General features: G+C 69.4%; 13 protein-coding genes. 7 read left to right on the top strand and 6 right to left on the bottom strand.

The features are described from left to right. Positions 1-327: 327 nt before the first annotated feature. The gene (locus ACN20J_RS30555; RefSeq protein WP_190229587.1) at positions 328-1,005 is read left to right on the top strand and encodes a hypothetical protein; all 678 of its coding nucleotides are present in this window, start codon (positions 328-330) and stop codon (positions 1,003-1,005) included. On the opposite strand, the gene ACN20J_RS30550 is transcribed toward ACN20J_RS30555, so the two are convergent. Both ACN20J_RS30550 and ACN20J_RS30545 read right to left on the bottom strand, forming a co-directional pair. Further along, the gene (locus ACN20J_RS30550; protein WP_246575241.1) at positions 967-1,845 is read right to left on the bottom strand and encodes a hypothetical protein; all 879 of its coding nucleotides are present in this window, start codon (positions 1,843-1,845) and stop codon (positions 967-969) included. The two genes, ACN20J_RS30555 and ACN20J_RS30550, sit on opposite strands and share 39 nt — an antisense overlap. Positions 1,846-2,117: 272 nt before the next feature. Beyond that, entirely contained in the window at positions 2,118-2,534 is a 417-nt protein-coding gene (locus ACN20J_RS30545; protein ID WP_190229585.1) for a hypothetical protein, read from the bottom strand. Between the two features lie 932 nt (positions 2,535-3,466). Here ACN20J_RS30545 and ACN20J_RS30540 point away from each other — a divergent pair. Continuing rightward, on the top strand, positions 3,467-4,624 hold the full coding sequence (locus tag ACN20J_RS30540) for a serine hydrolase domain-containing protein (RefSeq protein WP_419667266.1): 1,158 nt from the start codon (positions 3,467-3,469) through the stop codon (positions 4,622-4,624). On the opposite strand, the gene ACN20J_RS30535 is transcribed toward ACN20J_RS30540, so the two are convergent. The 3 genes from ACN20J_RS30535 to ACN20J_RS30525 form a co-directional block, all read right to left on the bottom strand. Then, a complete protein-coding gene (locus ACN20J_RS30535) occupies positions 4,611-7,076 on the bottom strand; it encodes a DUF4132 domain-containing protein (protein ID WP_419668991.1) in 2,466 nt (821 codons plus the stop codon). The genes ACN20J_RS30540 and ACN20J_RS30535 overlap by 14 nt on opposite strands. An 8-nt stretch (positions 7,077-7,084) precedes the next feature. Beyond that, complete coding sequence (locus tag ACN20J_RS30530; RefSeq protein ID WP_266759415.1) at positions 7,085-7,477, bottom strand: hypothetical protein; 393 nt, start codon at positions 7,475-7,477, stop codon at positions 7,085-7,087. A 127-nt stretch (positions 7,478-7,604) separates the two neighbouring features. Beyond that, a complete protein-coding gene (locus tag ACN20J_RS30525) occupies positions 7,605-8,618 on the bottom strand; it encodes an aldo/keto reductase (RefSeq protein ID WP_189837264.1) in 1,014 nt (337 codons plus the stop codon). Positions 8,619-8,839: 221 nt separating this feature from the next. Between ACN20J_RS30525 and ACN20J_RS30520 the strand changes: the two genes are divergently transcribed. The 5 genes from ACN20J_RS30520 to ACN20J_RS30500 all read left to right on the top strand — a co-directional run bounded on the left by ACN20J_RS30520 (position 8,840) and on the right by ACN20J_RS30500 (position 12,079). Then, complete coding sequence (locus ACN20J_RS30520) at positions 8,840-9,715, top strand: helix-turn-helix transcriptional regulator (protein ID WP_419667265.1); 876 nt, start codon at positions 8,840-8,842, stop codon at positions 9,713-9,715. Positions 9,716-9,740: 25 nt separating this feature from the next. Next, a complete protein-coding gene (locus tag ACN20J_RS30515; protein WP_189837262.1) occupies positions 9,741-10,151 on the top strand; it encodes a VOC family protein in 411 nt (136 codons plus the stop codon). Positions 10,152-10,348: 197 nt separating this feature from the next. Continuing rightward, a complete protein-coding gene (locus tag ACN20J_RS30510; protein WP_189837261.1) occupies positions 10,349-10,756 on the top strand; it encodes a hypothetical protein in 408 nt (135 codons plus the stop codon). A 5-nt stretch (positions 10,757-10,761) separates the two neighbouring features. Then, on the top strand, positions 10,762-11,274 hold the full coding sequence (locus tag ACN20J_RS30505) for a thiol-disulfide oxidoreductase DCC family protein (protein ID WP_189838403.1): 513 nt from the start codon (positions 10,762-10,764) through the stop codon (positions 11,272-11,274). Positions 11,275-11,284: 10 nt separating this feature from the next. Beyond that, the gene (locus tag ACN20J_RS30500; RefSeq protein WP_189837260.1) at positions 11,285-12,079 is read left to right on the top strand and encodes a TetR/AcrR family transcriptional regulator; all 795 of its coding nucleotides are present in this window, start codon (positions 11,285-11,287) and stop codon (positions 12,077-12,079) included. Positions 12,080-12,092: 13 nt separating this feature from the next. On the opposite strand, the gene ACN20J_RS30495 is transcribed toward ACN20J_RS30500, so the two are convergent. Continuing rightward, complete coding sequence (locus tag ACN20J_RS30495) at positions 12,093-14,513, bottom strand: MMPL family transporter (RefSeq protein WP_419668990.1); 2,421 nt, start codon at positions 14,511-14,513, stop codon at positions 12,093-12,095. Positions 14,514-14,677: the final 164 nt, after the last annotated feature.

Raw genomic sequence — 14,677 nt, 5'->3', positions numbered from 1 at the left:
CGCTGGTGACAAGACCCCACTCGAAAGGCACCTCGCGGAGTCCAACGTGGCGGTCGCGCATCCGGAGAGGTGCCCGGCCAAGGGCGTGCACCCAGGCGTCCTCATCCATTGCGCCACATCGACCGAAGCCCGGGCCTGGTACGAACAAGTGCGCACAGTATTCCCGGACCTCCCGGAACTTCCACCGCTGCCGCCCCGGCCTCAGACTCGCGCTCCAGGAGTCCCTGGTTTCTGATCCCCCTCCGATCCGCGCCGTAGACAGCCCTGGTTAGCATGTCGCCGCTGGCCATCACCTGGCCCGCAGGACCCAGGAGACGGCGAGCGGGCATGGCGGACGGTGGCGAGCGCGGTGGGCGTGCGCCCCGGGCGCGGACATGGGTCGGAGTCGCGGCCCTCGCCGCCGGCTGCTACACGGTCGGGGACACCGCCGACCGCGCCCGTAACGCCGTCGAAGTCGCCTCGGCCTGGTGGCCGTGGGCCCTGCTCGGGCTCGCGGCCCTCAATGTCCTGCGGTCGGCTGTGGCGACGGACGCGCTGATCGGGCCGCTTGTGCTCGGAGCAGTGGCGCTGGCCGGGCTGGCGACGGGACTGAGCGGGGAGACCGTACAGAACGTGGTCGTGCCGGCCGGACTCGCCGCGATCGGGGTCGCGATCTTGCTGTCCGCAGGACGGGACGACCGTACGACGCGGTGGTCCAGGGTCCTGTCGACCGGGCGGGTCATAGTGCCCGCCGACGCAGGAGCGTTGTTGACAGTGCGGGCGGTACTCGGGGAGTTGCGGGCGGACTTGACGGGCGTGGCTGCCGAGAGGGTGACTGTCCATGTCACAGCGGTGGCTGGGCATGTACGGCTGACGGTTCCGCGGGCGTGTCCGGTGCGGATACACAGGACGGGCGCGGCGCTCACCCGGGTCAGCACCTCCGAGCTGCAACCTCCGCTCGGAAAGGGCGGGTTGACCGTGCATGTCCTAGGACTCTGCGGTGCCGTCAGCATCGTCCGCGTATGAGGCGCACCGCGTGCCGTGCTCGTACGGCAGGTCCGGCACTTCCCGCCCCGCGAACAGCTGCGAGACCTGTTCGAAGACCTCCTGCTCCTCTTCTCTCTCCGTCGGCAGGCGGTGGTGCAGCGCGTCCAGCAGATCGAAGCGGTGCAGGTCGAAGACGACGTGCATCAGCCCGGAGTACGCCTGAGCCGCGATCACAGCACCCTTGTACGCGACGGCCGCGAGTACGAGCACCGGGACACAGAGCCAGCGCGCACCCGGCTCGTCGGACAGTCCGACGCCCAGGGCCACGGCTGACGCGAGGAGGCTCCAGCAGAGGTTGACGGCGGTGTCCAAGGCGTCCCGCGTCGAGCGCAAGGCCTGCGCCATCCGGTCGGAGACCTGCATGTAGATGCGGGGCCAAGAGGACAGCGTCGTCAGGCCGTATCGTTCGCCCGCGCTCAACTCCCCCGCGCGCAGGGCGTTGCCGAGAGCGGTCGGCAGCAGTGCTTCCGCCGGCGGGCGCGCCGCGAGGCGACGACGGGCGTCGGCGGCAACCGGGCCGGGCCGGGAGGCCTTGGCCCGGAGAGCGAGATGACGGCGGCGCTGCATCTCCGCGAGAACGCCCGCGAGACCTGCGGTGGCGGGCCATCGATCCCAGTATCCCTCCAGCACCCGCACCGCCCTGACCTGGAACGGATGCAGCAGCAGGGCGAGCAGAGAGCCGCAGGCCGAGATCCCGAAGAGGGTGCCGGTCCAGTCCCCGGGCGACGAGGGGAGGGCTGGTCCCCAGTCGCTGCGGCCGTCGTAGCTTCCGGCACGGGCCAACACCCATACGCAGGTGACGAACAGTGCGCTCGGCATGAACCCGACCGTCAACAATCGTCGCACCAGTCCCGCCCTTCCCCCAAGTCTTCTCGAAGAGCCACAAGTATGGGTCGAACGTTCCAGCCCAGGACGGGTTTCCCCTGTTCCGGCGTGCGGCCTCTTCTGCAGCGTCGGCTCGGATCTCGGTCCCACCGGCAACTGGACCGCCTGGGGGACCTCCGTACCGGCCGCCGCCGCGAAGTGCGGTTGCGTCGAGTTCCACCTCGACGCAACCGTCTACCTCGAGGGCGTCGATCAGACACATACCGCTATCCCTCGATGATGTGGATCGTGACACCGAAGTGGTGCCGAAGGTCATCCGCGAAGTCTTCACCACCCCTTCCTGGCACCACATGATGCCACCAGGAAAAAGCGCTGGGATCAGCCAGCGAGATAGGCACAGTAGCGATCTCACGAAATATTTCATCGATGGCGCGCACGGCGCGGCAGAAATCACCAAACCCTTCCACACCCATAAGCGATTCCGCCACCAGCCCGCGCTCGATGGCGTCACGCACACGCAGGTCATGGAAGTACTCGTGGAGTACATCGTCATAACCTTCCGCGCACGCAGCCACAAACCCCTTCCATGACGCCAAGTCCCGCACGGCGGAAGCGCCTTCACCTAGACCTGCATTCATCTGCACACGTTCGTACGCTTCGAGAAAACCAGCTCCGACACCCAAAGCTCCCCCTCCTTCTTTGCGGGCACAGCACACCCAGCTTCCAGTCACTCGATGAAGGACCCTCCATACTTTGCCTGCTGATCCCGCATGCAGTCATCCAAATTCCCGCCAGGCAGGAAGAACGCCTGAATACTTGCCCGACTGTCGAGCATACCGAAGTGTCCGGTTTCGCGATCCACTTGGAACAGGGTCCCTTCGCCCTACACTAAATCCCCGCCGAGGCCCCCGAGCATGAATCTACCGGCCACGTCCTGATACGCGGAGAGCCCTCCAGCACCAGCCATTAGGATATTCGTTCCGGCAAGGAAACACCTGCAGGTGCCGGCTACTCCCTTGACACCCCGCGTCGCGGCCTTTCCACCGGTTACCAATTCCGCGACGAAACCCTCGATCAAATTCCCTCGGCCATACGCCCTCGCATCGACAACGCAATTGTTGAAATTATCGACGCAATAGTTAGCCGCCATGCGCTCACTCGGCCACGGGCGTCGTATGCGTACGTCCCGGCGTTGCCCGCCGCGTCCGTGACCTTCGGCGCGGTCGGCTGGTCCAGCACCAGTATCCCGCTTCTGATCGGAACCGGACGCCGACGGAGACTCCATCCCCGGCATTTGGACCGTACGCTCCGACGGCTCGGTCCGTTTCTACGCAGGCGGGAAAGTCGTCCTCTCAGGATCCGGCACAGAGATCATCGCCCCCGCAAGCTACTGGAAGACTCGCATCGCCATCGGATGACGACTCTCCGGAGAACGGCCGTCGCAATCTCAGGCGCGGCGGCCGTGCTGCTCGCAATACCCCACCGCCCCGACTGAGCCCACTGGACCATCGCGGAGGCCTCGAACTCGAGCAGGAACAGGCTCAGGGTGAGGTCAGGGTCGGGTCCGGGATCTTCCCGATGGAAGGGAGGGATGTGTGGGGCGAGGCTGGTGGGCATGGCGAACTTACGTGGGCGCAAGAGGCGTTGGAGGACGGCAGCGAGCGCCGGAGCAGTGGCGGCCGTGCTGGTGGCCGGGACCGTGCCGGCGGTGGCCGCGGGCCCCGGGCACGGTGTGGCCCGCGGTGACCAGGGGCCCGGCAAGAGTGGTCGAGGGCTCGACAAGGAGGCTCTGCGGGCGGCCCTCGCCGGGCTGCCCGATGAGAATGTGACGGGTGGGCTGATCCGGATGTCCGGTACGGATGGCCGCTGGACGGGTACGGCCGGGCCGTCCGTGCCAACGGCCGACGCGCACTTCAGGATCGGCAGTGTCACGAAGATCTTCACGTCGACCGTGCTGCTCCAACTGGCCGCCGAGGGACGGCTGACCCTCGACGACACGGTGCAGGAGTTGATGCCTGGCCTTCTGCCGGCCGGCTACTTCCCCGTCACCGTAGGCCAGTTGCTCAGCCACACCAGCGGTCTGCAGATCATGACCTGCGCCACGGAGGACATGTCACCGCGTGAGGCCGTGGACGCCTCGCTGGCCTGCGGCGAGCCGACGGAGCCGGGCAAGGCCACGCGATACAACGGCATCAACTACTTCATCGCGGGCCTGATCATCGAGCAGGTGACGGGCCGTACGTACGGCTCCGAGGTCCGCGCCCGCATCCTCACCCCCCTCCGTCTGCGCGACACGTACGTGCCTGCCCTGGACGACTGGTCCATCCCGGCGCCCTACACCCGCGGTCTGGTGGCTGTGCCGGGGAGTTCCGGCGAGCTCACGGACGTCAGCGTCCAGAACCCGTACGGCTGGGCGGAGGGTGGCATGATCTCCAACGCCCCTGACCTGGCACGCTTCTTCACGGCCCTGTACCGCGGCCGTCTCCTCCCGCCGGCCCAGCAGAAGGACCTCTTCCGGATGCCCGCCGCGGCGTCCGGTGACACGCAGTTCAGCTACGGCGGGCTCCAGCGCACCGAGTTCCCCGACGGCACGGTCGTCTGGGGCAAGAGCGGGCACGTCCCGGGTTACACGAGCGGCGCCTTCGCCACCCGGGACCTCCGCCGCCTTCTCGTCTACGCCCTCAACCCGACGGACCGGTCCCCGGAACTGCCGTACGTCCTGCGGATAGCGGGGGCGGCGTTCGACGTCCCGGTACCGGCTACAGCTGGCTGAGGATCGTCGGGTCCGTGATCTCCGTGTCCTTGGCCAGCATCATCGCCTTGCTGAGGATGACGGCGAGGGTTCGGTCTCCCTCGTACGGCAAGTAGCCGGTCTGGGGAGACGTCGGCGCGGACTTCGGGACTATGCACAGGTACTGGTCGTTCGGGGTCATCAGGATGTTGCCCGAGCCGAGGTGGATCTTGTACGTGTGGCGCTCGCCCTTCACGTGGAGGAAGCGGCCCTCCAGGGTGCAGCGGTCGGCTATCGCGAGCCGGGGGATCAGGCGGTCGAGGAGGGCCCGGCGGGTCTCGGCGCTCTGGTTCAGCTCGCCGAAGCTGTATCCCGACCAGTACTCCTGGAAGCGACCGCCGGGGCCGCCGTCCTGCCAGGTCGGGTCGTTGCCGACGCTCGCCACGCCCACGAACAGGTCGACGTCGCGCAGGATTTCGGAGAGGGCGAGGGGCGGGATCTCGGTGAGGGGCAGGGGCTCGACCGGGTCCTGTCCGTCCCGCAGCCACATGCTGTACTCGCCGCCGTAGCAGTGCGCCGAGTTCTCCGGGGCGTCGATCGGGTAGAAGCGGACCTGGTCGGTGCGCAGCCGCAGGTAGCTGCCGGACTCCGTGGTGTCTTCGCCGTACTCCTCACCGTCGCCCTCGATCCAGTACTCGGCGCGCAGGCCCCACTGGGGCAGCTCCCGACTGGCCGGCGGGGCCGAGTCGTCGACGCAGAGCCGGAGCTTGTTGCGCCAACCCCTGATCGCGGCCAGCGAGTTGAACTGGTGCTGCCGCAGCACGTGTGCCGCGAAACGGTTCGAGTACGTGCCCGTGGCGCGCTCGGCGTCGGTGAGCAGGTACACCTCGCGGTGGGCCTGCTTGAACGGCTGGGTGATCTCGTGCCGCTCCAGCCAGTCGCGCCAGGCGACGATCTCGGCCGGTTCGCGGTCCACGGGGTGCCAGAGCTGGACCTCCGATCCCGTGGTCACCGGGTCGTCGGTGAGCGTGCGCAGCTCGCCGTCGGTGAACCCGACCGGCCTGCCGTCGACCGTCCACAGGAGGCGTCGGGCGAGGGTGCCGACCAGCGGGTGGTCGACGTAGCGCTCGCGCCAGGCGTCGTACGCCCACGTGCGCCGGGCCAGGAACTGGCGGTCCAGCCGCTCCGCCTGCGCCGAGAGCATCTTGTCGATGTCCTTGGCGGCGGCCTTGAGCTCCTTGAGCTCCTCGGCGTGGTCCCGCTTCACCGCGGCGGGCACACTCTTGACCTCCTTGCCCGCCGCGTTGCGCCAGCCGAGCACGGACTTGGTGCCGTGGACCTCGATGAGGGCGGTGACGTCCCCGAACTGGTGCCGGGCACGCCCCACTTCGGTGAGTCCGTACGCCGGGACGGCGAGCTCCTCGATCTCCTCCCGGCTCAGGCCGAGAGCGGTGGCGCGCGCCTCCAACGCCACGTCGAGCAGCTTCGCCGTGTTCTTGTACGTCACCCGCGTGGCCAGGCGGGCGAGTTCGGCGAGGGCGGCCTCGCTGTCGACGCGGGAGAGCGCGATGACGCCCGCGTTGGCGACCTTCGGGTTGCGCGGGCCCATTCCGGCGACCTTCTTGAGGGAGGTCTCGACGAGCGCGCCCAGTGCCCGGGCGGTGTCGGGGTGCGGCGGGAGGAGGGAGAGCAGCCAGGCGAGTCCGCGCAGGGCGTTGGCGTTGTAGGGGTCGTAGGCGTTGTTGATGTCCGGCTCGTACGTCTGGCGTTCCAGCGGGATGGTGCGCGGGCGGCCGACGAGAGCGAGCCACGACAGCGTGGTCTCCCTTACCCGGTCCGCTCCGATGGTGTCGATGAGGGCCTGGGCCTGCTTGTCCCACTTGGCGCTGGGCTTGGAGGCGGTGGCCGAGAGGGCGTGGACGAGCAGGGCCTGCCAGGGGTCGTCGTCCGAGCCGGTGAGCTGCTCCATGGCGTGATCGGCCCACGCCTCGCCGACGTTGAGGACAGGGGTGGTGAGCTTCTTGACCAACTCCACGAGGTGCTCCGAGCGGTAGGCGACCAGGGCCGTACGACGGAAGACGGCCACGACGGCGGGCGCGAGCTGTCGGCCGGTCGCGAGCTCCGCCTCCGCCAGGAGGTCGAGGCGCGTGGCGTGCCAGTAGGAGTGCCGCGCACCGAGCGACTGGAGCTCCGCCAGCCGCTCGGTGGGAAGAAAGAAGTCCTCGGGCAGGTCATGGGCGATGATGCCGAGCAGCGTCAGCACCTTCTGCCGGGTCTCCGACTCCGTGCCGAGCGAGCCGAAGCACTCGATGAACGCGTGGGCGAGCCGGCGACGCTCCTCCACGGGCAGGTCGCGCAGGGTGTCGAAGAGCTCGCACCATTCGTCACCCCAGAAGCCGTGGTTGGCGACAGCGGCCTTCAGTACCTCGTCGGCGAGCTTGCCCATGTTCCCCGCGGCGATCTGGTTGCGGATCTTCTGCGTGTGCGATCGCATCGACGCCATCAGCCACCCACCAGCGCCACGAGCTTCAGGAATGTGACCTCGGTGCCGAGCTTCAGCTCGATCTCCTCGTCGAGGTCGGTGAACTGCCGGTCCCCCACCAGCACCAGGAACCCGTTCCCCGCGAAGGCCTTGAGCGCCAGCTCGGTCTGGACCTCGGGGTCTATCCGCCGGGGCGTCCGCAACGCGTACCCGTTCAGCACGCGCTCGGTGTCCTTGGGCTGCACCAGCCCCTGGAACACCTCCGGCGTACGCGCGTTGAACTCGGCCACCTCCTGGAAGACCCGCCGCCGGATCAACTCGCGCAGCGCGAGCCGCTCCTCGGCGATCTCCAGCCCCCAGCCCGCACCGCGGTCCCCGCTTGTCGTCTCGTCGACGAACGTCACCATTCCCATGCCGTCGACAGTACGAGGCGCCACTGACAATCAGTCACCGCGGGGGAAAGGCCGACGGCGGGGCCCCGGTTTCAGGGCCCCGCCGAACCGCGGGCCGTACCGTCCGCTGTGGGCCGTACCGTCCGCGCTACCTGCGGCGACGCAGCGACGGGTCCGTCAACGCGGGCTGCTCGACGAAGTAGTTGTCGGCCCGGTTCAGGTCCGTGCCGGGCGGGACGATCTCGTCGATGCGGTCCAGAGTCGCGTCGTCGAGGGTGACGTCGGCACCAGCCAGCAGGTCGGTCAGCTGGTCCATCGTGCGCGGGCCGATGATGGCCGAGGTGACGCCCGGGTGGGCGCGTACGAAGGCCAGGGCCAGGTGCGGGAGCGGGAGACCGGCGTCGGCGGCGACCTTCTTGAGGTCCGCGACCGCGGCGAGCTTGGCCGCGTTGCCGGGCAGGGCCGGGTCGAACTTGAAGCCCTCCAGCTTGGCCCGCCCGCTGGCCGCGAGGTCACGGCCGGAGAGCCAGCCGGCGCTGAGCGGACCCCAGGTCAGCGTGCCCATGCCGTAGCGCTGAGCGGCCGGAAGGATGCTGCCCTCCGCCCCGCGGGCCAGGATCGAGTAGGGCGGCTGCTCGGTACGGAACCGGACGTGGCCGCGCCGCTCGGCCGTCCACTGGGCCTCCACGATCTGGTCGGCCGGGAAGGAGGAGGAGCCCACGACCCGTACCTTTCCGGACCGTACGAGGTCGGACAGGGCGGACAGGGTCTCGTCGATGTCCGTGAGCGGGTCGGGGCGGTGCATCTGGTAGAGGTCGATGTAGTCGGTGTCCAGGCGCCGCAGGCTGTCCTCGACCGCGCGCATGATGTAGCGGCGCGAGCCTCCGGCCAGGTTGGGCTCGTCGCCCATGGGCAGCCGGAACTTGGTGGCGAGGACGACCTCCTCGCGGCGCCCCTTGAGGGCCTTGCCGACGATCTCCTCGGACTCGCCGGTGCTGTAGATGTCGGCGGTGTCCACGAAGTTGATGCCCGCTTCCAGGGCCGCGTGGATGATCCGTACGGAATCGTCGTGGTCGGGGTTGCCGATCTCCCCGAACATCATCGCGCCGAGCGCGTACTCGCTGACCGAGATGCCGGTGCCGCCCAGAATCCTGCGCTGCATGAGTTGTCCAGCCTCCAAAGGCTTCACGTGGCGTGGGCTTCACATGGCTGTGGGCTTGCTTCACGTGACTGTGTGGATACCTTTCGACCCTCCCTCCCGCCGCACATCCGGACCAGGCCCGGTCCAGCCTGGGTCTGGCAGTACCAGGAAGCGGTCACGGATCCGGCGGACGGCATCGGCCACGGCCACGCCCACGGATCGCGCTGGGCGATACTCGGAGCATGGTCACGCGTCCCGAACCCGACATCAGCGCGTTCCTCAAGGCCCGCCGGGCCGCTCTCGACCCGGCCGAGCTGGGGCTTCCGGCGGGGGTCAACCGCAGACGCGTGCCCGGCCTGCGGCGCGAGGAGGCCGCCCAGCTGGCGGGGATCAGCGTGGACTACTACACGCGCATCGAGCAGGGCCGTACGCCCAACATCTCGGACTCCGTCCTGGACGCCGTCGCCCGCGCGCTGCGGCTGACCGATTCCGAGTACGCCTATCTGCGGGACCTCACCCTCCCGGGACGCCGGACGCCGACGACGGGGACGGCAGGGACGACGGGATCGCAGCAGGTCCGGCAGGGCATCCGGCTGCTGATCGACGCCATGGACGACGTACCCGCGTACGTGTGCAGCGTGGCCATGGACGTCCTGGCCTGGAACACGCTCGGCGGGCAGGTCTCCTACGACTTCGCCGCGCTGGAGCCGCGGGAGCGGAATCTGGCCCGGCTGTACTTCCTGGACGAGGAGCAGTCCAGGTCGCTGTATCCGGAGTGGGAGGCGGGAGGCGAGTACATGGCCGCGACGCTCCGCGCCGACGTGGGCCGGCACCCCGACAACCCTGCCCTCGCCGCGCTGATCGCCGACCTGCTGGAGCACAGCGCGCAGTTCCGCCGCTGCTGGGACCAGCAGCACGTACGGGGCCTGTGCTACGGCGTGAAGCACATCACCCACCCGGTCGCGGGCGAGCTGTGGCTGCACTACGAGTCGCTGCCGCTGCCCTCGGATCCCGGCCAGACCCTGGTCACGTTCACGGCGGAGCCCGGCTCCTCGACGGAGAAGGCGCTGCGGCTGCTCGCCACGCGCGCGACGCCGCAGCCGGTTCCCTCGCCCTGAGCGGACGGCGACCTATTCTGACGGTATGTCAGATGACGAGTCGTACGAACTGCTCGGTTTCGACAACGTGCTGCTGCCCGTCGGGAACCTCGACGAGGCGCTGGGCTTCTACGGGCGGGCCGGGTTTCCGGTGGCCTTCCGCCTGGACGAGGCGGGGATCGCCCTGCTGAAGGTCGGGAACGAGACTCCGGGCGTGCTGCTGCGCGTGGACGAGGAGCTCGGGCAGCGGGGGCCGTCCTGGCCGGCGTGCCGCGTGTGGCTGGAGGTGCGGGACGCGCGGGTGACGGCACGGGCACTGACCGCGGCCGGGATCCAGCCCCTGGACGAGCCCTTCCCGGTGGCCACCGGCTGGACCGTCGAGATCGCCGACCCCTGGGGCAACGTCATCGGCTTCACGGACTACGGCAAGCGGCCGGAGCTGGCGCGCATCGGCTGAGCCCCGGCCCCCAGCACCGACCGAGCGCACCCCAACCCTCCAGGGCCCCCCAGGCTCCCCCTCACCCCCTCGCGGCCTGAGCCGCACGTCACACACGCACGCCCCGCAACTGACTTGAACACGTTCAAAAACAGGTCTACATTCTTCTTCGACAGCGCGTTTTGAACGCGTTCAAGAAGTCGAGAAGGGGTGGGGACATGGACCTCACGGTCGTCGCGTATGTCATCTATCTGCTGGTCAGCGTGGCGCTGACCATCTGGGTGGCGCGGACGCTCAGCCAGAACGGGCGGATCTTTCTGGCGGATGTGCTGCACGGGAACGAGAAGCTCGCGGACGCCGTCAACCACCTGCTGGTGGTGGGCTTCTACCTGGTGAACCTGGGCTTCGTGGCCCTCTATCTGAGCCAGGACGAGGAGATCGCCGACGCCCGCGGGGTGTTCGAGGCCCTGTCGACGAAGATCGGCGTGGTGCTTCTGGTGCTCGGCGCCATGCACCTGGGCAACGTCTACGTGCTCAACAAGATCCGGCGCCGGGGCATCATGGAGCGCGAGCAGCAGCCGCCCGTGCCGCCGCAGGACTGGGTCGCGCCGGCGGTCGGGGCGTGACCGCGATGGCCACCGCCGCCACCCCGGACCGGGACGCCGCGCGCGTCCCGGTCCGCGGGCTCACCGTCCTGTACGACGCGCAGTGCTCGCTCTGCGGCTTCCTGCGCGACTGGCTCGTACGGCAGCGCCAGTTGGTGCCCCTGGAGCTGGTGCCCGCCGGCTCGGAGGCCGCCATGCGGCGCTTCCCGGGGCTCGACCACGCGGCGACGCTCGACGAGATCACCGTGATCGGCGACTCGGGCCAGGTCTACCGGGGCACCGCCGCCTGGATCGTCACCCTGTGGGCGCTCGCCGAGCACCGCCCGACGGCCCACCGGTTCAGCACCCCGGCCGGGGCACGGCTCGCGCGCGGCGCGGTCCTCGCCGCCGCCAAGTGGCGCGAGGGCCAGTGGGCACGCAGGCACGGCGCGTGGGGCGGAGGCGCGTACTACGGGGCCGACGGATGGCAGTACTCCCCGGCCACGGGGTGGACCTACAACGCACCCGCCTGCGACAGCGACACCTGCGCGCCTCGTTAGGCTCTGTCCCGTGCCAGCAGCGAAAGACAGTGCCAGTCGTCCGGACGGCCCCGCGGAGTCGGACGGCCCCGCGGAGCCGGAGGGCCCCGCCCGGCCGTCCCGTACGCCCGCCAAGAGCGAGCAGACCCGGGCCCTGATCCTGGAGACGGCGATGCGCCTGTTCCAGGAGCGGGGCTACGAGAAGACGACGATGCGGGCCATCGCCAAGGAGGCAGGGGTCTCCGTAGGCAACGCGTACTACTACTTCGCCGGCAAGGAGCACCTGATCCAGGGGTTCTACGACCGGCTCGCCGCCGAGCACAGGGTGGCGGTCCGCGAGGTCCTGGACCAGGAGAAGGACCTGGAGGCGCGGATCGCCGGGGTGCTGAAGGCGTGGCTGGACGTGGCGACGCCGTACCACGAGTTCGCGGTGCAGTTCTTCAAGAACGCGGCCGATCCGGACAGCCCGCTCAGCCCGTTCTCCGCCGAGTCGGAGCACGCGCGCGTGGAGGCCATCGCGGTCTGCCGCGAGGTGCTGACGGGCTCCAAGGCGAAGATCCCGGAGGAACTGCGGGAGGTGCTCCCCGAGTTGCTGTGGCTCTCCCAGATGGGTCTCGTCCTGTACTGGGTCTTCGACCGCACGGAGGGCCGCGAGCGCAGTTACCGGCTCGCCGAACGAGGTGCCCGGCTCACCTCGCTCGGCGTCTCGCTGGCGCGCTTCCGGGTGCTGCGGCCCCTGGTCCGGGAGGTCCACGGGCTGTTCACGGACTTCCTGCCGGGGATGACGAACGCACTGCCCGACCCCGCCAAGAAGTCCGCGAAATAGCGCCCCCGCGCGGTCAGTTCACGGCGTCCACCTCGTCCTCCGCCAGCTCCACGTCGTACACCAGCGGTTCGGCGCCGACCATCACGTGCCGGGCGCGGGAGGGGTGTTCGGCGGCCGTCACGGCCAGCAGGTACGAGCCGGGGGAGGGCACCGAGACGATGTACGAGCCGTCGGCCAGCGACGTCACCCGGTCGAGCTGACGGCCGCCCTTGGAGAGCAGGGTCAGCGCGGCGCCTTCGACGGGTGCGCCGTCCGGGGTGCGGACGAAGCCGTGGATCACGGTCGAACCGCCGTCGGCGTCGTCGGGCACGCGCGCGTGGGGCTCGGAAACCTCCTCCTCGCGGGGCTCGACCGCGAGGTGCGGCAGCCGCTTCTCCATACCGGCGGGCAGCCACCAGTTGGAGTTCCCCAGGAGGTGCATCGCGGCCGGCACCAGCGCCGTACGCAGGATGAACGCGTCCAGCGCGACCGCCGCCGCCAGGCCGATGCCCGCCATCGCGCCTTCCATGTCGCCGCTGAGGACGAACGCGGAGAAGACGCAGATCATGATCAGGGCCGCGCAGTTGATGACCCGGCTGGTCTCGGCGAGGCCGACCCGGACCGCCCGCGCGTTGTCCTTGGTGTGCACCCACTCCTCGTGCATGCGGCTCACCAGGAACACCTGGTAGTCCATCGAGAGCCCGAAGAGCAGCGACAGCATGATGACCGGCAGGAAGGCGGTGATCGGCCCCTCCTTGCCGATGCCGAGGAGTTCCGTGCCCCAGCCCCACTGGAAGATCGCGACGAGCACTCCGAAGGACGCGGCTGCGGCGATCAGGTTCATCAGGGCGGCCGTCAGCGGCACCACCAGGGAGCGGAAGGCCACCATCAGCAGCAGGAAGCCGAGGGTGATGATCGCCGCGACGAAGTACGGCAGCCGGTCTCCCGTGACGGCCGCGAAGTCCTTGAAGACGGCGGTCACTCCGCCCACGTGGGCCTCGGTCCCGGACTCCGGGATCACGTCGTCGCGCAGCCGGTCGATCAGCTGGTCCGTCTTCTCGGACTGCGGTGACGTGGTGGGCACGACCTGGATCACCGTGACGCCCTGGGAGGGCGGCGCGGCGGCGACCTGGGCGACGCCCTCCGTCGAGCGGATCGTCGACACGAGCGCGTCCGTGTCACCGCCGTCCACGACCACCTGGAGCGGGCCGTTGAAGCCGGGCCCGAAGCCCTCGGCGAGCAGGTCGTACGCCTGGCGCGTCGTCGTCGAGTCCTTGTGGTTGCCCTGGTCGGTGGCGCCGAGCCGGATCGACAGGACGGGCAGCGCGAGGATCACCATCACGACCAGTGCCCCGGCGGCGATCGAGCGCGGTCGCTTCTGCACGTACATGGACCAGCGTGCAGCGAGGCCGCTCGCCTCGGCCGGCTCCGGTCCCGTCGCGGCGAGCCTGCGCCGCTGCTTGCGGCTGAGGACGCGCATGCCGAGCAGGCCGAGGAGCGCGGGCAGCAGGGTGGTCGCGGCGAGGACGCTGAGCACGACGGTCAGCGAGGTCGCGACGACCACACCGTCCAGGAAGCGCATGTTCATCACGAGCATTCCGGCGAGCGCGATGCACACCGTGCCGCCCGCGAACAGCACGGCACGGCCCGAGGTGTTGAGGGCCGTGACGGCGGACTCCTCGGGCTTCATGCCGCGCAGGATGCCCCGCCGGTGCCGCGTCACGATGAACAGCGCGTAGTCGATGCCCACGCCGAGACCGATCAACGAGCCGAGCAGCGGGGCCACTTCGGGCACGTCGGTGACATGACTGAGGAGCGAGGTCGCCATCAGGCCGGTTCCGAGGGCCGCGATCGCGACGACGAGCGGCAGCAGCATCGCGAAGAGCGAGCCGAAGGCGAGGAAGAGGACGACCGCCGCGGCCATGATGCCGACCATCTCGGCGATACCGGTGGGCGGTTCCTGGATGCGGGTGATCGCCTGGCCGCCCAGCTCCACCTGGAGACCGGCGCGTTCGGCGTCCTGCGACGTGTCGACGACGTCCTGCACCAGCTCCTTGGGAACGCCGTTCGCCTGCTCGGTGAAGGTCACCTGGGCGTAGGCGATCCGCCCGTTCTCACTGATCTGCGTGGCCCCCTGGGCGGCGTACGGGCTGCTGACGTCGCCGACGCCCTTCATGCGCCCGATCTCCTCGAGGGCAGGCTCGATCCGGGAGCGTACGGAATCGTCCCGTACGGATCCGTCGTCGACCTTCCACACCACCGTGTCGGTGTCGCCCGACCTCTCCGGGAAGGCCTTCTCCATCAGGTCGTACGCGCGCGTGGAGTCCGTGTTCGGAAGGGTGAAGGTGTCCGCGTAGTTCGTGCCCGCGGCGGATCCCGCGAAGCCGAGCCCCAACAACGCCCCCACCCACAACAACAGGACCACCAGCCGGTGCCGATAGCACCACCGTGCCAATGTCGTCACGCCTCAACGCTCCTTAGTCGGTCTTCGGTCGGTCCCCCAGGTCCTGCGGCTCAGCATCGGGGTGGCACGCACCGGTGGACACGACTCGGCCATGACTCACAAGGAACTCCAAAGCACGACCCGGCCCCGTTGTCAGTGCCCGCGCCGATACTGGG

The organism is Streptomyces sp. 2-1 (assembly GCF_048564895.1).
In the GTDB taxonomy this organism is placed as follows: Bacteria; Actinomycetota; Actinomycetes; order Streptomycetales; family Streptomycetaceae; genus Streptomyces; species Streptomyces phaeochromogenes.
Note: the sequence above shows the minus strand (reverse complement) of the source record. Positions and strands in the feature narration are given on the sequence as shown.